This is a genomic window from Thermococcus argininiproducens (assembly GCF_023746595.1).
Taxonomy (GTDB): Archaea; Methanobacteriota_B; Thermococci; order Thermococcales; family Thermococcaceae; genus Thermococcus_A; species Thermococcus_A argininiproducens.
On record NZ_CP080572.1, the window covers coordinates 1015852 to 1034404 of the forward strand.

General features: G+C 38.4%; 15 protein-coding genes and 1 CRISPR repeat array. Of the genes, 6 read left to right on the plus strand and 9 right to left on the minus strand.

Annotated elements, in window-relative coordinates; translation table 11 throughout:
* The first annotated feature begins 18 nt into the window (after window positions 1–18).
* Both ttuA and K1720_RS05415 read left to right on the plus strand, forming a co-directional pair.
* Complete coding sequence (gene ttuA / locus K1720_RS05410; RefSeq protein WP_251947249.1) at window positions 19–921, plus strand: tRNA-5-methyluridine(54) 2-sulfurtransferase; 903 nt, start codon at window positions 19–21, stop codon at window positions 919–921.
* A 92-nt stretch (window positions 922–1013) separates the two neighbouring features.
* Window positions 1014–2705 carry a M1 family aminopeptidase gene (locus K1720_RS05415; RefSeq protein WP_251947252.1) on the plus strand — a complete coding sequence of 564 codons (1692 nt, stop codon included), beginning with the start codon at window positions 1014–1016 and terminating at the stop codon, window positions 2703–2705.
* Window positions 2706–2753: 48 nt separating this feature from the next.
* Here K1720_RS05415 and jtg read toward each other — a convergent pair whose 3' ends face one another.
* A complete protein-coding gene (gene jtg / locus K1720_RS05420) occupies window positions 2754–4733 on the minus strand; it encodes a 4-alpha-glucanotransferase (protein ID WP_251947255.1) in 1980 nt (659 codons plus the stop codon).
* Between the two features lie 111 nt (window positions 4734–4844).
* Between jtg and K1720_RS05425 the strand changes: the two genes are divergently transcribed.
* Entirely contained in the window at window positions 4845–6836 is a 1992-nt protein-coding gene (locus K1720_RS05425; RefSeq protein ID WP_251947258.1) for a CARDB domain-containing protein, read from the plus strand.
* A 25-nt stretch (window positions 6837–6861) separates the two neighbouring features.
* Here K1720_RS05425 and K1720_RS05430 read toward each other — a convergent pair whose 3' ends face one another.
* A complete protein-coding gene (locus tag K1720_RS05430) occupies window positions 6862–7482 on the minus strand; it encodes a diacylglycerol/polyprenol kinase family protein (RefSeq protein WP_251947261.1) in 621 nt (206 codons plus the stop codon).
* A complete protein-coding gene (locus K1720_RS05435) occupies window positions 7460–8152 on the minus strand; it encodes an HAD family hydrolase (protein WP_055282215.1) in 693 nt (230 codons plus the stop codon). The genes K1720_RS05430 and K1720_RS05435 overlap by 23 nt, the downstream gene beginning before the upstream one ends.
* Window positions 8153–8231: 79 nt before the next feature.
* On the opposite strand from K1720_RS05435, the gene K1720_RS05440 reads away from it, so the two are divergent.
* The 3 genes from K1720_RS05440 to mfnA all read left to right on the plus strand — a co-directional run bounded on the left by K1720_RS05440 (window position 8232) and on the right by mfnA (window position 10891).
* A complete protein-coding gene (locus K1720_RS05440) occupies window positions 8232–8477 on the plus strand; it encodes a TIGR00304 family membrane protein (protein WP_251947264.1) in 246 nt (81 codons plus the stop codon).
* 1 nt (window position 8478) lies between these two features.
* Entirely contained in the window at window positions 8479–9657 is a 1179-nt protein-coding gene (locus K1720_RS05445; RefSeq protein WP_251947267.1) for a cation:proton antiporter, read from the plus strand.
* Window positions 9658–9736: 79 nt separating this feature from the next.
* Window positions 9737–10891 (plus strand): tyrosine decarboxylase MfnA, encoded by a 1155-nt coding sequence (gene mfnA / locus K1720_RS05450; RefSeq protein ID WP_251950569.1) that lies wholly within the window; start codon window positions 9737–9739, stop codon window positions 10889–10891.
* 14 nt (window positions 10892–10905) lie between these two features.
* Window positions 10906–12405: a CRISPR direct-repeat array (repeat unit 30 nt; unit sequence CTTTCAATTCTTCTAAAGTCTTATTGGAAC).
* 475 nt (window positions 12406–12880) lie between these two features.
* Here the strand turns inward: mfnA and K1720_RS05455 are convergent.
* The 6 genes from K1720_RS05455 to K1720_RS05480 all read right to left on the minus strand — a co-directional run bounded on the left by K1720_RS05455 (window position 12881) and on the right by K1720_RS05480 (window position 18549).
* Window positions 12881–14221 carry a bifunctional hydroxymethylpyrimidine kinase/phosphomethylpyrimidine kinase gene (locus K1720_RS05455; RefSeq protein WP_251947270.1) on the minus strand — a complete coding sequence of 447 codons (1341 nt, stop codon included), beginning with the start codon at window positions 14219–14221 and terminating at the stop codon, window positions 12881–12883.
* Window positions 14218–14703: an energy coupling factor transporter S component ThiW gene (gene thiW / locus K1720_RS05460; protein ID WP_251947273.1), complete on the minus strand. Its 486-nt coding sequence runs from the start codon at window positions 14701–14703 to the stop codon at window positions 14218–14220. Before thiW ends, K1720_RS05455 begins: the two co-directional genes overlap by 4 nt.
* Complete coding sequence (thiE, locus tag K1720_RS05465; protein WP_251947276.1) at window positions 14700–15323, minus strand: thiamine phosphate synthase; 624 nt, start codon at window positions 15321–15323, stop codon at window positions 14700–14702. The genes thiW and thiE overlap by 4 nt, the downstream gene beginning before the upstream one ends.
* Window positions 15313–16113 carry a hydroxyethylthiazole kinase gene (gene thiM / locus K1720_RS05470; RefSeq protein ID WP_251947279.1) on the minus strand — a complete coding sequence of 267 codons (801 nt, stop codon included), beginning with the start codon at window positions 16111–16113 and terminating at the stop codon, window positions 15313–15315. Before thiM ends, thiE begins: the two co-directional genes overlap by 11 nt.
* Before the next feature lie 6 nt (window positions 16114–16119).
* Window positions 16120–17400, minus strand: coding sequence for a putative hydroxymethylpyrimidine transporter CytX (gene cytX, locus K1720_RS05475; RefSeq protein WP_251947297.1), 1281 nt, complete (start codon window positions 17398–17400; stop codon window positions 16120–16122).
* A 132-nt stretch (window positions 17401–17532) separates the two neighbouring features.
* On the minus strand, window positions 17533–18549 hold the full coding sequence (locus K1720_RS05480) for a TIGR01177 family methyltransferase (RefSeq protein ID WP_251947299.1): 1017 nt from the start codon (window positions 18547–18549) through the stop codon (window positions 17533–17535).
* Window positions 18550–18553 lie beyond the last annotated feature (4 nt).

Sequence of the window (18553 nt, forward strand, 5' to 3'; positions counted from 1 at the left end):
TCTTCTTTTGGTGGGAACATGAGATGTAAGTTTTGTGAGAACAAGGCTTACATAAAAATTCACTATCCCAAAATGTATCTTTGTGTTGATCACTTTATCGAATACTTTGAGAGAAAAGTTAAACGAACTATTGAAAGATATAAGCTCCTCAAACCTACCGAGAGAATTCTTGTGGTTATCAGTGGCGGTAAAGATTCAGCAGTAACTGCTTATATTCTCAAGAAACTTGGGTACAACATTGAGTGTCTCTATATAAATCTTGGCATAGGAGAATACTCCAGGAAAAGTGAAGAATATGTAAAAAGACAATGCGAACTAATAGATGCTCCTTTGCATATAGTCAGAGTCAAGGAGATTTTAGGCGCGGGTATTGGAGAAGTCAGAACCAGAAGGCCTACATGCTCATATTGTGGGCTGACAAAAAGGTATATCTTTAATAAGTTTGCTTATGACAATGGGTTTAACGTAATAGCCACCGGTCACAATTTGGATGATGAAGCGAGTTTTATCTTCTCCAACTTGATGAACTGGAATACAGAGTACTTGGCCAAACAAGGTCCTCTCTTACTAGGTGAAGGAGTTTTTGTGAAAAAAGTCAAACCTCTTTATGAACTTACAGAAAGAGAAGTTGTTGCATATGCTTTGGCGGTGGGAATAGAATATCTTATTGAGGAATGTCCCTATGCAAGAGGTGCGACAACAATAGAATATAAGGAGATTTTGAACCAAATGGAAGAGGAAAGACCTGGAACAAAGATAAACTTTGTAAAAGGTTATCTAAGGAAAAAATCCCTCTTTGGTCAAGAGTTAGAAAAAGCCGAGCTGCATGCCTGTGAAGTTTGTGGAATGCCAGCTCAGAGAGAAAAATGTTCTTTTTGCAGGTTCTGGCGTTTGGATGAGCCTATAAACTTTAAAATTTAGAGTTTCAGACTTTTGTTTTTAGTGAAATTTTAAAAATTTCTCACCGTACATAGAATAATATATTAGAATAAAATTTATCCCGGGTGATAGTCATGAAAAAGAGTATGCTCTTGCTCATGATACTCATCATAACACTTTTTTTCTATGCTCTTATTGTGAATAATGCAAATCCAAAAACTGTTTTAATAATAGAAAACATTACTCAGGAGATAATTTTTCAAAAAATAGAAAAAGAAAAATTGGATGAACTTTATCAAGAAAATAAGCTTTCTACACTCAATGCTTCTTATCATTATGTCTTAAATATCAGCATAGAGGATGAACGTGTATCGATTGTAGGATTTGAAAGGGTCACCTTTCCCTTGACATATCCTGCTTTATATTCAATACTCTTTGAAGATTTCAAGCAGGTTGATAGGATTATAGTGTCCAATGCATCAGTTACATATAGAGCATTCAAAGACAAAGAAAGCGGACTGATCTTGCTTAACATAACTCCAAAAACTAAAGATGTAACTGTTGAAGTCCATTTTAAAGTGAGGTATAACCCTTTCCGCGAAAAACCAAAAAGTTATCTAGATTACCACTTAAATCAGGATTCTCTGCATATTTATATACCAAAAAGATACTTTACTATCTCAAATAACTTAAAGGGTAATGAAGAGAGAATTAAGGTCGACATTAACTACCCAAAAGATTATATTCTTGTTATCTTGGATCAGCCATCTGAGACAGAATTCTGGAGATTCAGGCCTTTACTCTATAATGGAAGTTTTGAAAAAGAGAATCTAAATGATTTTTATTTAATTTTTGGAAAGTGGGATTTTTATGAGGGGAGCATAAACGTTGGAAATAGGACTGTTAGAGTAATAGCTCTTACAAATGAAGGCGAATGGGTTTTGCAGAATATTAAAGATATCTTACTTTTTTACTCAAAAGTTTTTACGCCTTATCCCAATGACGAATACTTCTATATACAGATCAAGTACTCAGAGAGTGAGTACAGGGGACATGGACTAGACGGAGGAATAATAGCAACTCAGTTATATATTCCATTGATTGCCCATGAGACTGCACATAATTGGTTTGGTCTCTATGCTAACATTTATCCAATACATGAGGGTATAGCTACTTATGCGGATCTGCTTTATGAGAACAATTTGACTAAATATGACGATATTGAAAGAATGTGTTTGAGTTCGACTGATACAATTCCAATCGCAGAAATTGAGGATAATACTGGGGAGAACATGGTAACATTGTATTATAAAAACGCTTTTGTCTTTCGTTCTTTGCAGTTTGTTTTAGGGGATGAAGTATTCTTCAGGGGGATGAGGAATTTGCTGGAGTATTGTCATTTACATAATTGTGTCCAAGACACTATGACAACTTTAAAGCAAATTCAGAGGATTTTTGAGGAGGTTTCAAACCAAAGCTTAGAATGGTTCTTTAGTGAGTGGTTTTATAAAACGGGTTATCCACATTTTGAAGTTTCTAATGCGATCTTAGAGAAAAAAGATGGGATATATCTCTTAACTCTCCAAATAGTAGAAGCAAATGGATTTAAAATGCCATTGGAAGTGAAGGTTGTTGACTCCCAAGGAAAGAATTATTTGAAGAGAATATTTGTTGATAAAAACACAACTTTAACATTTGAACTCGAAAACAAGCCTGAAACAGTCATAATTGACCCTAACGAATGGATGATAAATGAAGGGGGAAGTGGAGCATGGGGAGGCAAGAGCAGTTATGAGATTAATAACATAAGAATTGAAACAAATTAAACTGACCTCCTCCCTGGCTTGAAGGGTGAGGTTTGGAAAAGAAAAATATCAAACTTCTTTAAATTTTATCTCAAACTCGAGCTCCTTTTCAATTGGGAAAAGCAGAGTATAGCTCACTCCTTGTTGTATAAAGTCCCATCCAGCCTCACTTTGTGAAAGCGTTTTTATTGGGAACTTCCATACTTTGGCTTTCCTATCTAATTCTATTTTTGCTCTACCGATTCCATATGGGTCGTTTACTTCAAATTCACTTGTTTCAAATTCTTCTGGCTTTTCCATAACGCTGTGGACTGCAAGGTTTAGCTCAACTCCAAGGAGCACCTCATACGGAGTTTCTAAGCTGACTCTGTAGTGGGCGAGAAAACCTTCTTTGGTGAGTTCAATGTTTTTCTCAATTCTTACTGGTATCTTTCTCTCTACGTATATTCCCCCATTGCGCCAGAGCATCACGGAGTTTTCGTTAATCTTAAAGTCATAGGCCTGATTAACAAAATCTCCAAGCTCGTGATATCTGACGAGTCTATAACTGTCTAAACTTTCATTGACTCCAATGAAATGATCCTGAAGAATGCCCCTGAGTTGCCAGTCATATGCCAGTTCATGCTTTATTTCATCTGGAATGGCCTTTCCAAATTCGTGTATGCTTGTCACTCCTTCGTTGTTTTCTTCTTCTGGAGTTGCCGCATCTGGTACTTCGTGGTAATGTTCCCATCTTCTTGGAAGTACATCGTTGTAGTTCACGGCTTTTCTTTTTGAGCTCAACTCAAATATACTTCCTCCATAATGAGGCTTTATTGTGGCAATGAAGTTTTCATTTTCAAGCATAACCTCTTTTCTCCCATCAAAGTCAACATCAATGACTCTATTTTCTGGTCTTAGATAGCTTTGGGCTTTTATGATGTTTTCCCATATAGTTCTTCTTAAGTGAGGTAGATAAACCCCTCCAAAAATCCCGTGCCAGTATGCATCGTTGCATTGGGCCTTTAGAATATAGCGTCTTGCCTCTGGGTTGTTTCTAACAGCTTTACTTATCATGAGCATTCTTTTGTGCATGAAGTTACTCTCTGGATATTTGAAGAAGAAGTTTTTCCATATGCCTCCTCTTACGAAGACACGGTATTTTTCAAATTTTCCTTCTTTTTTCAGGTCTTTAACGAATTCTACAAATAATTTCGCCTGTTTAGCTGGTAAACTCCATTCACTCATCTCAAAATAGGATGCTATCGGAAGATAAACCAACCCGCGGGGAGTGAACATCTTTAGATACTCGGTATACGTTAGTAGATTAATCTTTTCATTGCTTGTAATAGCATCAAAGAAGTTTCTCAACCATCCTTTCTCGTAGACCCATTCGTAGGTTCCAGGCCAGACACCAAACTTTTCCCCATCATCATGGAAGACTGCAACTTTAGATGGGTCACTGTCTACGAGGGTTTCTAAGTATTCAATGGTTTTTCCTACGGGTCGGAAAGGAATCAGGTATCTAAGTTTTTCATCTATTGGAAAGACTGCTATCACTTCTCCTCCGTCCTCGGTATAATATGGCCAGAAGAGCTCTTCCTTGCTTAATCCAGCACTCATAAAGTGGTAATCATCAACCACCACATATTCAATTCCTGTTTCTTTAAGAGATTTTACGAGTTCTGGTTGCCATACTCTTTCAGTAAGCCACACTCCTTTCGCTTCATATCCAAGTTTTCTTGCGTACTCTTTAAGCAGTTCTATTTGGGCTATTCTGTCTTCTTTTGGAATGGCTGCTAGCACAGGTTCGTAAAATCCTGCAACTACTATTTCAAGCTGACCGTTTTTTACAAGAGATTTTAAAAGATCAATGTAATCGGGTTTATTTTCCTCAATCCACTCTAAAAGAGGGCCACTAAAGTGGGCATTTACTTTCATCATTGGAAATTCTTCAAGAATTTCCATGAATGGTCGATAGGAGTGGTTATAAGCCTCTTCAAAAACCCAGCCAAAGTTTCCAAGAGGCTGATGGTTGTGAATGCCAAATATGAAGTTGATTTTTTCCATTTTTACACCTCCGTGAACATTATCACTAAGAGTGATAGTGGAAAAGATATATAAATATTTTATGCATATATACCAACTTGGGTGAACAAATATCACCCGAGGTGAATAAAGATGCGGAAGAGTGTACCCTTAGTTATTGCTGTTTTGGTGCTTTTTAATGTAGTGCCTACAGTGAAGTTTGTCAGTGCTATTCAGGGTTCGATTACTTTAGATGGGGATTTAGGGGACTGGTCTGCGAGTCTTTTATATAGTGATCCAGTGGGGGACGCCAAGTGGGGAGCAAATAATGAAATAGAAACTTTTGGATTCTTTGTGTACAACAATACTCTTTACATCGCAGGAATCTTTAAAAAAGATGGCTGGAACAATTTCATGATAATGCTAGACTTGTCGACTAGGCAAGGATATCCCACAACAGAACACCATGATTGGGGAAGAATGTACAAATTTGCAAGTGGTGACATTGATTTTGTTTTAGAGACTTGGGGAGATGGATATTCTGCGTGGATAGTAAGCAGTAGCGGTAGCTTTAATGATATTAGCAGTCAAGTGAATTTTGCAAGTTCCACTACCCCTGATGGATGGAAAGTCGTTGAGATTGCAATTCCACTTTCGGCATTTGGAAACGTTGAGGTAAATGGATTGAAGGTTAATGGGGTAGCAACGTTAACCGGGGGATTTGATGGTAGTAAGCAATGGGTCTCTGATGTAGCTCCGGATCAGGACATATTACCGAGCTGGGGTGGCAGTGGAGATATCCCCGCTCCAGCTATATTATGGAAGTTTTTACAGTTTGACACTACAACGGGAGAATTAAAGGAAATTAGCTCAGTCATAGTTACAGTTTCAATTTCTTATGATGTTGCAAGTGTAGAAGAATGGAGCCCTGCCAATATTACAATAACTGTGGAGAATAAAGGTGCTGTGAATCTTACTGGTGTTCAGGTAATTCTTTATGACTCTGGGAAAAAACTTCAAAATTGGACTATTAATGCAGTAGCAGGCACTCAAAAAGTTTTGAATTATATATACACATATTCTCCTGGGTTAGTCGGACTACACACATTAAAAGTAGAAGTTAATTTTGTAGATCCAGACGGGGTCTCAAAAACAGTTACTGCTACCAAACTATTGACTGTAGGAGCAAGCGTAATGCTCCAAAACAGGCTTGTTACTGCGGGGTATACCTTGGAACCAATGTATGATAGTGAATATCAGAAAACCCTTTCAATGCTTGATGAGTTGTCTTCTTTAGTCATTCCTCCGAAATATAAGGATAAAGTTCCTGGATTTGAAGTAAAGATGAACAAGAGTAAAGAACTCTTTGAGACGGGTCAGAGACTTTTAAGATACAGACACCCATATTACTCTTACATTGGAGCCCTTAGGATCTATGGAAGCTACTCCATATTGAAGAGAGTTCAAAAGGATATTGAGGAGCTAAAAGTACTCATAGAAAGTGGCCTTTCAAAGGAGATCGATGGAAGTTTAGCAGATTGGAATGAATCCACAAAAATGGCTGAAGACACAATGGGGCTTGGGCAAGATGGTGCAAACTTAAAGGCTCTCTATGTGGACTACGATGATAATTACCTCTACATAGCGTTAGTAGGCGACAATAAAGCTAGCTGGGACATTGCATATGGAATTGGAATTGATGTAAATGGAGAAGAAAGTGGTTACAGTGAGGGTCTGGATATGTGGGTAAGAAGAATGGGCTTTGATCCACCAATAGACTTTGAATACTACTTACAATGGACAAGTGGAGGAGGAGCAGGGGCTCAGAAATTTGGCAAGTGGATTGAGACTAACAGTACTTGGGACGAGAGACCTATAAAAGAGTGGGGTATTTGGAGTGGCATTACTGGAAGTTCTGAAGGTCTGAAAGTCCTTGAGTTGGCAATACCTTGGGATGCTCTTGGAGGTAAACCAAGTATCGTAAGAGTTGTAGCATTCGTCACCGGAGGTTATCCCGAAGACTCAGCAGTTGAAGCACTTCCAGACAACCCAAGCATGCACGAGCTCACTGATGATGTAAAGGGATATGGTGAATGGACAGATTTCGACCTAATAACAGTTTTTGCTGAGATAGAAGTTAGCTAATTCCACTTTTCTTAATTTTATTGTTTTAAAATAATATTCTTCTGAATGCGTATATTGCGATAGCTACTGCTATTTGATTAGAGAAGTTATCATCAGGGGGTAACTCATAGAATTCTGCCAACATTCCGGCTAAGGCCCCGACGAGAGCATGTGGTAAATCTATCAACACGAAAAGTGTCAGAAACGCTGTCACAAAATATGCTAAACTTCCTTCGACACTTTTGCCATTTTTAAACCTATGTCTTCCAAAAGGCTTTCCTATTATTGCGGCTATGGCATCTCCCAACGTTGCAACAGTTATGGCGCCAATGGCAATATCTTTCGGAAAAAGGCAGACTATTATTAGTGCTCCAATTGTAAAGTATATATGTGCTCCAATAGAGTACTTTTCGTGTTCTCTGGATATTGCTTCAAGCTCCTTTTCAACTAGGGCAATTACTTCTTCTCTTACATAAAGGCCAAGTTTTCGTTTGACTTTGTCTCTTAAGTCTTCAACTATTCTAAAAGGCTCCAATATTATGAAAACGATTAAAGCTGTGGCAACGAATCCTATTGTTACTTTTTGGCCAAAGAGAAGGTAAAGTAGCGGAACACTCAACCCCGTCAGATGAAGTACTTTTCTTTTAAGCTCGCTTTTTATGCTCACGTTTTATCACCTCTAAGGCCTCATTAAGGTCTTTTACTATATAGTCAGCGTATTTTGGCATAAGAGACTTGAAGTAACCCCGTCTAACCAGAATGGTCGTTGCTCCTATCTCTTTTCCACCTCGCATATCAGTATCGTCTCTATCTCCTACCACGTATATTTCACTCTCTTTGGGGAATCTTCTTTTTGCTAATATAAAGTTATAAGGCTCAAGTTTGCTGTAACCGGTTTCTCCACTTATTATAAGTGAATCGAAGTAATCCTTCAGATTTAGATATTCAAGCTTTTTTCTTTGCCATTCAGATGAGGAATCTGTTATGAGGACTATCCTTGCGCCCATTGCTTTTAATCCCTTTAGAAACTCAATTGCATCCGGATAGAGCTTTAAGTTTGAGAAGAATGTTCTATCCACTAATTCAAACATCTCTTTCAGGTCTTCTTCTGAAATTTTTCTGTATACCCTTTCCATAAAGTTTTCCACCAACTCGTCTAGATCAAGCAGATGTAACTCTCTAGATTGTTCTAACTCTTTGTAGCGCTGTGTGAGGATATAAAGTAAAGCTCGGAACTTTCTTTTTCTGATTAAATGGGGTAAAAGACGAAGGACACTCCACTTAGCAGCTTCCCACGTATTGCATAAAGTATCATCTAAATCCACAAGTACAAGCATGTAATAACTGTGCCCTCCACTTTAATAACTTTAACGTTAAAGCTTTAAAACTCTGGATATAGTTTTTTCATGAGGGACCATGAGAGGTGAATTGTTGGTACTAGTGGGAATGGGATTGATATTTATAGGGTTCATGTTGATCTTTATGGGTACTCTAATAAGTGCCTCGAGTGGAGAGACCGAGGTAGAAGGAGGAGGAGTTATAATGATAGGCCCCATTCCAATAGTATTTGGAACCAGTAGAGGGGCCACTTTTGCGATGATACTGGCTATTCTATTAATGGTTCTCTGGATAATTGGGACTCTGATAAGCAGGAGGGTGTGATGTGGAGTATATTCTCGATCTTTCTATACTCCTTGTACTTGCAAAGACATTAGAGTGGCTTTTTGAGAAAAGGGAAATTCACCCAATAATTGCTCATATACTCACTGGAATGGTACTTGGCCCATTTTTCCTTAATGTAGTCATACCCTCTGAACCATTAAAGGTTCTCTCTGAATTTGGTCTCTTAATGATGATGCTTTACATGGGACTTACAAGCAACTTCTCTTCTATAGCATCCAACAAGAGCAAGGCAATTTTAGTTGCAGGTTTGGGTGTGGTATTCTCTTTTATATTCGGGTTTTTGACAGTTTATCTCTTCGGTAAAGGTTTAGCAGCAGCGATATTTGTAGGGGTAACTCTTGGAAACACTGCAATAGAGGTAACAAGTGGAGTAATTTTAAAGTCTCGGGTTAGAAAGGAGATTTCATCTATATTGATGGGAGCTGCATTCGCAGATGATATTATGGCTGTTTATTTGATAGGCATAATAACTGCAATGACAAAAGGAGAATTAGCACTTTTTCCTCTTGGGGTACTGACGATCAAAATTGCGATTTTTATAATTGTAGTGCTTCTAATTTCTGAGTATGTCTTCAAGCGCTCTGTAAGATTCTACAGTATTCTGAGAAATCTTAACATATTCTTCACTTTTACGATAATTCTCACTTTCCTTTTAGCAATAGTTGCAGAAAGAGTTGGCCTACACCAGATAATTGGAGCATATCTTGCCGGATTAACAATTAGTAGACTTAGAGAGAGAAAAGATCCTCTTGTACTAAGTAAGATAAAACTTAATGAACTCATCGGAGATCTTCAAGTAGTTCTCACAGAATTCTTCATTCCACTGTTCTTTATATATGTGGGATTAATGTTTAATCCTCCTCTAAATGAGTTTAATATAGCATTAGTATTCATTCTTTATTTAGCAGCCGTTGCAGGAAAGTTTTTGGGATGTGGCCTTGGAATGAAATTCTTCAAGTTTGATTGGAAATCAGCAGCACTAGTCGGTATTGGAATGGGAGGGAGAGGTAGCCTAGAGCTTGCCATTTTAAAGTTTGGGATTGAGGAAGGTTTAATAGATCAGGGGATTTTTGCAGCTGTGGTCATAGTTTCAATGCTTACCGCTGTAACAACACCGCAGTTTTTTAAGCTTTACTTAACTCACATTCGGGAGGAATAACATATACTTTGAAGAGCAATGTCTTCAAGCTCATAACAAAAGCTTAAATGCTATGCAAATAACTTTGGCTGGTGGGAGCATGATACCAAAAGAAGGCATGAGTGAAGATGAAATTTTTGCTGAACTTGAAAAAAGGCTTAGGTCAGACTTAACTTTTAATTCCGGTAAAATTCTTGGATCTATGTGTACTTATCCCCATCCTTTAGCTCAAAAAGTAATTCAAAGGTACATAGATAGGAACTTAGGAGATCCAGGGTTGCATAAAGGTAGCAAAGAGATCGAAGAGGAAGCCGTTCAAATGATTGGAGAACTTTTACATCTGAAAAGGGCTTGGGGCAATATAGTTAGCGGTGGTACAGAAGCAAATATTTTAGCTGTAAGGGCTTTTCGGAATCTCTCTGGTGTTGAGGAACCAGAACTTATCTTACCTCGGAGTGCACATTTCTCTTTTCTAAAGGCAAAAGATTTGTTAAAGGTAAAACTCGTCTGGGCGGAACTTAATGATGATTACTCTGTCAATGTGAAAGATGTAGAGGCTAAAATAACAGACAATACAATAGGAATAGTAGGAATAGCAGGGACAACTGGATTGGGGGTTGTTGATGACATTCCTTCACTTTCTGATATAGCAGTTGATTATGGAATTCCTCTTCATGTTGATGCCGCTTTTGGGGGGTTTGTAATCCCCTTTGCAAAGGCCTTAGGGTATGATCTACCGGATTTTGATTTTAAGCTTAAGGGAGTTCAAAGTGTCACGATAGATCCACATAAAATGGGAATGGCCCCAATTCCTGCAGGCGGGATAATATTTAGAGAGAAGAAATACATGGACGCGATTAATGTCTTAGCCCCTTACTTGGCAGGGGGTGAAATATTCCAAGCCACAATAACAGGTACAAGGCCTGGGGCAAATGCGATAGCAGTTTGGGCTCTTCTTAAACATCTTGGATTTGAAGGCTATAAAGAAGTCGTTGGGGAGGCTATGGAGAATGCTAAGTGGTTTGCAGAGCAAATAAAAGCTTTAAATGGTGTTTATTTAATAAGAGAACCTATGCTTAACATAGTGTCATTTGGGTCAAAGGAGCTTAAAAAAATTGAGAAAGACCTTAAAAAGCGAGGTTGGGGAATAAGTGCCCATAGGGGATATATAAGGATAGTTATGATGCCGCATGTAAAGAGAGAACACTTGAAGAGCTTTTTAAATGATTTGGTGGAAATTTTGAAGAAACTTTAGTCTCTAAATTTTGCCTTTCAATTCTTCTAAAGTCTTATTGGAACTAGCTAAAGCTAATGGTATTTGTGATTCTCCAACAACCTTTCAATTCTTCTAAAGTCTTATTGGAACTTAAGCTCTGGGAGCGTTATTTTAAGCTCCCCACCAGTCTTTCAATTCTTCTAAAGTCTTATTGGAACCTTCAATCAATCCCCTTAAAGTCCTCTTTCTTAGTTTCTTTCAATTCTTCTAAAGTCTTATTGGAACTGGGCTGAACTACTACCTTATTTTATTTTGAAAAGACTTTCAATTCTTCTAAAGTCTTATTGGAACAGACTTGTCCATCGATTTGTATTGTAAATGTCTTGCCTTTCAATTCTTCTAAAGTCTTATTGGAACGTTCTCAGATACACTATCCAGCATGGCTAGTTAAGACTTTCAATTCTTCTAAAGTCTTATTGGAACCGTTTGGACACAGATTGCAGAATATCAGATTCCTGTCTTTCAATTCTTCTAAAGTCTTATTGGAACTTGCTGCAGCTAAAAAAGAAGAAAAAGAGGCTAAAGGCTTTCAATTCTTCTAAAGTCTTATTGGAACTCTGCTAAAAAAGCATGGTTATGTAGAACAGGTAGCAACCTTTCAATTCTTCTAAAGTCTTATTGGAACAAATTTTATGTAAGCTTCCATAGAAATACCTGTTTGGACTTTCAATTCTTCTAAAGTCTTATTGGAACCTGGCCAACTCGATAAGTTTGGCCTTATCAACTTTCTTCTTTCAATTCTTCTAAAGTCTTATTGGAACTTAATGTAGATCTTGGCCTAAAAGTTATTTACGTCTCTTTCAATTCTTCTAAAGTCTTATTGGAACCTCGTGAAGCAAAAATGAGAGCTCCTGTTATGTACCAACTTTCAATTCTTCTAAAGTCTTATTGGAACGATTATTGTCCATAAGAGTCCTAACACGATAACCCACTTTCAATTCTTCTAAAGTCTTATTGGAACCTCCTTGAGACGCTAGACAGGATAGCAAAGATATACTTTCAATTCTTCTAAAGTCTTATTGGAACAACTATCCTTACTCAAAGCCGTTATCTCGTGATTTTCTTTCAATTCTTCTAAAGTCTTATTGGAACTTTTTTCTTTGCACTCTTAAACTCAGATCTATCAAGCTTTCAATTCTTCTAAAGTCTTATTGGAACAAATATATCGTGGGAACCTAAGCGCAAAACCGCTTTCGTACTTTCAATTCTTCTAAAGTCTTATTGGAACACTGGTTGTTAAATTACCAACGAGGGCGTTTTTAATCTTTCAATTCTTCTAAAGTCTTATTGGAACAATCAAGACGGCCTTACTCGAAGAATTCCCCAATAAAGCTTTCAATTCTTCTAAAGTCTTATTGGAACTTCGAGAATCTTCATCACACTAGCAATAATTTTTTCTTTCAATTCTTCTAAAGTCTTATTGGAACCTATTAGCGCAAATACTATGAGCTGAATCAAGCTCTCTTTCAATTCTTCTAAAGTCTTATTGGAACAGGGGTGAATTTTCCTCTGAATCCCCTATAAAACCATTAAAATGCTTGGATTATATAAGGTTTTCTCCAAAGGGTCAATAATTGAGCCTTCGCGAGTCACCAATTAAAACCCTCGCAACCAAAATTAACCCAAGACAAGATTGCTTTAACCTTTATTGTGGTAATGAATAAGCATGAACACGAGACTTCCAGAGACCAAAGAGAGTTTAAAAACAGTATCAGGCCAATTTAAAAACCTTAAAACACAAAAGATCAAATGTTCACTAGGGGAAAGTATTAAAGAAGTCTCAAGAACCCTCCGCTCAAAACTTCGAAAAAAATTCGTTACAAAAATTTAGAATTCTTGTAACCATTTGGGTGATAGTAACAAATGGTGACTAAAGACTTCCAAAGTTCTGAAAAAGTCTTAAATTAAGAAACAAACTGTTTAAAAAGAGAAAATTCAAAAACAAAGCTCGTAAATAAGTACCGAAAATTATTCGAGGAGCTTATTAAGTTTCTCTATCACCGCTTTGGGAGTTTCTCCAAATATTAGAATCATTGCTTCTTTACCCCAGTCTCCAAGGTGATATATTAAATCAGGCTTGTCTCTTAATCTCTCGATTGCTGTTCTTACACCCCATGGAATAGTCCCGCCTTCTTTTGCTTTTATTTCCTCAGGTTCCTCTGTTCTGTTGTAGAGGGATACTTTAAAGCCGAGTTTCTGTGCCTTAGAAATTAGCTCTTCATTGTACTTTATGTTGAGAACACTCCTAACTTCGGGGAAAACCTCCATAAAGGTCAATATTGCTCTCGCAAGGTGATCAGAAGCACCAAATTCTATCCAACCTACGGGCTTTATAGTATTTCCAAACTTTACGATTCTCCCTTTAACTCCAGCAACGTCTTCTCGGCCCCTTGCATAAAGCTTTGGGAGCGCGTAAACAAAGTTCATTCCTACTTCAGGTACATATTTGTGAAGGTCTTCTATTGATACAAGCTCTTTGAGAGCTCTATTCAATGTATCGTACACTCTCCATTTCTCAGCTGGGATTTCAATCCATGCATTTTGGTTCACGGGACAGTGCCCGTGGCCAATTCTCGCACCATAATAAATGCCCATGGTTATAAACTTCTTTGCCGTTTCCACAGCCTCTTCTAGGGACTTTCCTTTTGCAAGATTTGCAGTAATTGCTGCAGAAAATGAGCATCCTGTACCATGGGTGCAGCCTTCAACAAAAGGCGCACGGTATTCTCTAAACTCTCCGTTGACATATAAAATATCCACTGCTTCGCTTAATCCTAAATGACCACCTTTTACAATTGCTGCTCTGGCCCCAAGTTCTTCTACAATTGTCTTTGCAGCTCTTTTGGCATCGTCAACATTTTTTATTTGAAATCCGCTCAATTTTTCGGCTTCCGGCCTATTGGGGGTGACAAGTGTAGCGTGAGGAATTATTTCTGTAATTAGGGTTTCCATGGCATCTTCTCTTAGAAGGGGAGCTCCACTTTTTGCTATCATCACAGGATCGACCACTAGAGGAAAGTTGTATTTTTTCACGGTCTTTGCCACAGCTTTTATAATCTCTGAATTGCTCAGCATTCCAGTTTTTGCAGCATCAACACCTATATCCTCTACAACAGCTTCAATTTGTTTTACCACAACTTCTGGTGAGATGTCATAAATTGCTCTAACTTCTTGTGTGTTTTGAGCGGTTACAGAGGTTATTGCTACAAGTCCATGAACTCCAAAGGCAGAGAAAGTTTTTAGATCTGCCTCTATTCCTGCCCCTCCTCCACTATCACTTCCTGCTATAGTTAAGGCCTTTCTAATCACTCTATCACCTCCATCCTTCTCAAAGCTTTAAGAGTTAAGAACCCCAAAGTTGTTCCAACTAAGGTGCTTGGGGCAAAAGCGAGCCAGAACCATGTAACTCCTTTGTGGACATTTATGAGGGGGCCAAATAATAGGGCACTTAACGTTCCTCCTATAAAAATCGTAGCCAGAGGTTCACTAAAGGCAGCCCAGTCTTTTCTCATGACTTTATAAACTACTCCCACTGTAAAAGCTCCTGGGATTCCGCCGGGTATTGAAAATATTGTGCCAACTCCAAAAGACATTCTAAGGAGTCCTATAAAGAGGGCTGTTAGGGAAGCCCACCATGGGCCGAGCATGATACCGGTTATTACGTTTATAAAATGTTGAAAGGGGGCCACTTTCGTTGGCCCAACTTGGAAGGAAATTGTTCCCAGAACAACTCCTAAAGCCGTGAAAATTCCAACATAAGCAAGTTTTTGTGTTTTAGTTTCGGGTTTCATTTAATCACCTCTTCTATGATTTTTCTCATATCTTCTGTGGCTTTTCTTACATTTTCTGCTCCAATTATTGCTGAAATTATTGCAACTCCATCAACACCGGTTTTTAGCACTTCTTTGACGTTCTCATGATTTATTCCACCAATTGCAACGACTGGAATTTTTATTGATTCAAGTATTTTCTTAAGTCCATCAATTCCGATAACTCTAACATCGAGTTTTGTAGGGGTGGGAAAAACAGCTCCAGCTCCCAGGTAATCTGCCCCTTCTTTTTCAGCCTTTAAAGCTTCTTCCAGACTGTATACAGAGGCTCCAATGATTAAATTTGGGGCAATTTCTTTAGCAGTGGGAATTGGCATATCTTCAGGACCAAGTTGAACTCCATCAGCGTTTGTTGCTAAGGCAATGTCTAAACGATCATCCACGAAATAAAGGGCATCATATTCACTTGTTAGTTTTCTTATTTCTTTTCCAATTTCGATCATCTCTTTTGTGGGTGCATTTTTTATGCGAAGTTGAATCGAAGTTGCCCCTCCTTCCAGAGCCTGCTTGGTACTTTTTATCTCATCTTTCAGCCTTCTATCAGTTATTACATATAGTTTGAGCTTTTTTCTAAAGTTCAACTTCTTTCACCTTCGCTCTCTTCATTATGAGATCTCCATCAATTCTGTAAAGCCAGTCGTATAACTTTGTGTGGAATGTCCCGGGGTATGGGGAGTCTTCAAAGGCTTTTTCAGCAGCAATTTCAAAAGAAATCAATCCTGCGATGGTGGCTTTTAGAGGATCTTCAACGGCTAAAAATGCACCGATTATTGCTGTTGCCATACAACCGGTTCCAGTTACCCTTCCAAGCAAAGGAGTCCCATTTTCTATAGCATAAACTTTCTCTCCATCACTTACATAATCTACAGGGCCTGTAACAGCAACTACTGTGTTGAATTCTTTTGAGGCATCCCTTGCGAGCTTTTTGGCAACTTGTTCATCATATACTGCGGAATCTACTCCTCTTGTTTTTCCATGTTCACCGAGGAGAGCTGCAATCTCTCCAAAGTTCCCTCGGATAACGCTTATCTCTCCTGCCTCTAGAATTCTTAGAGATGTCTTTGTCCTAAGTTTTGTGGCCCCGGCACCTACTGGATCTAGAATAACAGGCTTTTTGAGATCTTTTGCAGTCTTAACGGCCTTCATCATGGAGTATATTTTGTGCTCGTCTAAGGTCCCGATGTTTATTACTAGTGTATTGGCCAAGGCAACCATCTCTTCAAGTTCTTCTATTGCATGGGCCATAACTGGAGAAGCTCCTATAGCAAGGAGAGCATTTGCCGTGGTATTCATAACCACATAGTTGGTTATATTATGCACCAAAGGTCTCTTTTCCCTAACTTTTTCTAACGCTTCAATAATCCATCTCATTTTTCTTCACCCCTCTAATATGTAATAGAGAATACTTACCAAGAGGAAGGTTGGAATGCTTGAACCCAACTTAAAGCCAAGTTCACTTAGCAGGGGAATGTAAATCCCGAAAAGACCTTCTATGGCAAGTCCCATGTAAAATGCGAATCCAATCGCCCATATGAGTATAGCTTTGGTATTATAACCTGCGAATTTTCCATTTTCATCGAGAAGTTCTGCTGCGTTGTATTCTTTTTTAACGAGAAAGTAGTCTGTTATCATTATTGCTGCTAGCGAAACAAAGGCGCCACCAATAAGAAGTAAGAAGCTTTCGTATTGTTCCATTGGGAAGACTAGAGCAAGGATAGTTCCAAGGCTTCCAACAAGTAAAACCTGTTTCTTTGCATTGGCTTTTGGAGAAATGTTTTTGTAAGTTATTGCGGCAGAGTAAACATCGAGGAAAGTGGTTGTTACCGTGGAGAATATAATTATTAGCATTGCAGGGATCCCAATTCCATACGCTGCTATGATTCCGATTGGGTCTCCTTCTCCAATTGCCATGTTTGTTAGGGCTCCTACAAAATAGAAGAGGCTCGATGGGATGAAGTACCCAAGATAAGTACCCCAAAATGCTGCGTTTTTATTTTTGGCAAATCTTGAGTAATCAGCTATTAATGGTGCCCAAGAAAGAGGCATTGCTATTACCAGATCTAGTCCCAGCATAGCTCCTATTTCGCCAGTGCTAGGCTTAGAGAGAAGCTGCGTGAATGAAAACCTTTGGAGAGTAACATACGTGAGCCATAGACTTAGTGCGAGTAAAAGAAGGGCCGCAATTTTTTCTAATTTTTCCCAGTTTTTGGGTCCTATGTATGTCCATCCTGTAACTAAGAGGCCTAGCAAAATTACCCAAAGAGCATAATTATCAACTCCAAGGCTTTCTGCGACTGTGTTCATGGCGTTGGCTCCTACAATGAGCATTATTGCTGTCCATCCTATAAGCTGAAGATAATTTAGGATGGAAGGTAGGATCGACCCTTTGATTCCTAGGGAAGCTCTTGAAAGCACCATTGTTGGAAGGCCTGTTTTTTCTCCTTCCAGAGCTATTAATCCCATTATGGTGTTCCCAAGAATGTGACCGATGAGCACTACAAGGAGTGCCATACCTAATGAGAGAGCTGGTGTTAGGAGTGCTCCGGCCCAAAATTCTGCAATGCTTATTCCTGCTCCAAACCATATTGCAAGAAGTGTTAGGAGGCTAAAAGTTCTCCTATCTCTCTCTACAGGTTTTATGTCATATCCTCCCTCCATGTCCATCACCTTTTAATTGTCCCATTTTTCATTCTCTTGGGGGTTTTATAACTTTTTTGTTAAAATTTAAAACCAAGTTATAAAAAATCTAAGAACAAGTTCAGGGAGCTTAGGGAAAAAGAGAGAAATGAGCTAGTTTTTCATCACATAGAAATATCTATCTAGTGAAGAGTGAACTCTTTGATAATATTTCTCTAAAATTGTAAATCCTATTCTCTCAGCAGTTTTTTCTACATTAAACTCAGCTGGAAATGCAATACTTAAATATCCATCTAGAACTTCATACATACTCTCTAGGGCCTTTTCATAGAGATCCTCTCTTTTCTTCCCTCCTAGTGTTGCAGAAGTTCCATAGGGGGGATCAGTGACAATTGCTTCAAATGTTTTATCAGGGAAGAGTTCTCTTAACTTGGTGGCATCCCCTTTTTGTAGTTTGTATTCCTTTATTCCATAATATTCGAGATTCTTTTTGGCACCTTCCACCATATCCGATCTAAGATCTACTCCGTAAACTTTTAGGCCGATAAGGCCTGCTTCGATTAGTATCCCTCCAGTCCCCATAAATGGATCAAGAACCTCTTTTTTTGCCCTTGCTAAGTTTACCATTGCTCTTGCAAGTCGAGGAGGTAATGCTATTGGTTTAAAGAATGGTCTTTTATCGGCCTTTCTTTTCTCAAACTCTTTAGCTGAAAACGTTTCTTTTCTTACTCCAACCCAAAGTTTTTCTCCACAATAGGCCCTAATCAGGGTGCCTGGATTGCTCAAATTGACTTTAAAGCCTTGTTGTGCTATGATCGCACCAAGTTCTTTCTCTAAATCTTTTACATTATAAGAACAATTTAACATTGTTTCTCTGTCCACTTTGAATGTAGTGTTGATAAAATCCCCCCATTTAAGAGCTTTTGCTTTTAAGTAGAGCTCCTCCAGACTTTCAGCTGAGAAGAGTAAAATTCCATATTCATGAGCCATCCCAAGTCTTTTGAGATATGAAAAAGCTTCTTCGTTCGCTTTTAATGCCAAGAATAGATAATCCCTTTCAATAATCCTGAATTCCTTGTTATTGAGTTCCAATAATGCTTTAACTTCTCCTTCGGCCATTTGGGGTAAATTTCCAAGAATCTCAACATAAAGCAACTTTTTTTCCTCCATCTCG

Excerpts from the sequence above, each read along its gene's own strand:
- ttuA (WP_251947249.1), top strand. The coding sequence starts at position 19 with ATGAGATGTAAGTTTTGTGAGAACAAGGCTTACATAAAAATTCACTAT.
- cytX (WP_251947297.1), bottom strand. The coding sequence starts at position 17,400 with ATGGAGGGAGGATATGACATAAAACCTGTAGAGAGAGATAGGAGAACT.
- thiW (WP_251947273.1), bottom strand. The coding sequence starts at position 14,703 with ATGAAACCCGAAACTAAAACACAAAAACTTGCTTATGTTGGAATTTTC.
- thiM (WP_251947279.1), bottom strand. The coding sequence starts at position 16,113 with ATGAGATGGATTATTGAAGCGTTAGAAAAAGTTAGGGAAAAGAGACCT.
- K1720_RS05415 (WP_251947252.1), top strand. The coding sequence starts at position 1,014 with ATGAAAAAGAGTATGCTCTTGCTCATGATACTCATCATAACACTTTTT.
- K1720_RS05435 (WP_055282215.1), bottom strand. The coding sequence starts at position 8,152 with ATGCTTGTACTTGTGGATTTAGATGATACTTTATGCAATACGTGGGAA.
- K1720_RS05440 (WP_251947264.1), top strand. The coding sequence starts at position 8,232 with ATGAGAGGTGAATTGTTGGTACTAGTGGGAATGGGATTGATATTTATA.
- jtg (WP_251947255.1), bottom strand. The coding sequence starts at position 4,733 with ATGGAAAAAATCAACTTCATATTTGGCATTCACAACCATCAGCCTCTT.
- K1720_RS05425 (WP_251947258.1), top strand. The coding sequence starts at position 4,845 with ATGCGGAAGAGTGTACCCTTAGTTATTGCTGTTTTGGTGCTTTTTAAT.
- K1720_RS05480 (WP_251947299.1), bottom strand. The coding sequence starts at position 18,549 with ATGGAGGAAAAAAAGTTGCTTTATGTTGAGATTCTTGGAAATTTACCC.
- mfnA (WP_251950569.1), top strand. The coding sequence starts at position 9,737 with ATGATACCAAAAGAAGGCATGAGTGAAGATGAAATTTTTGCTGAACTT.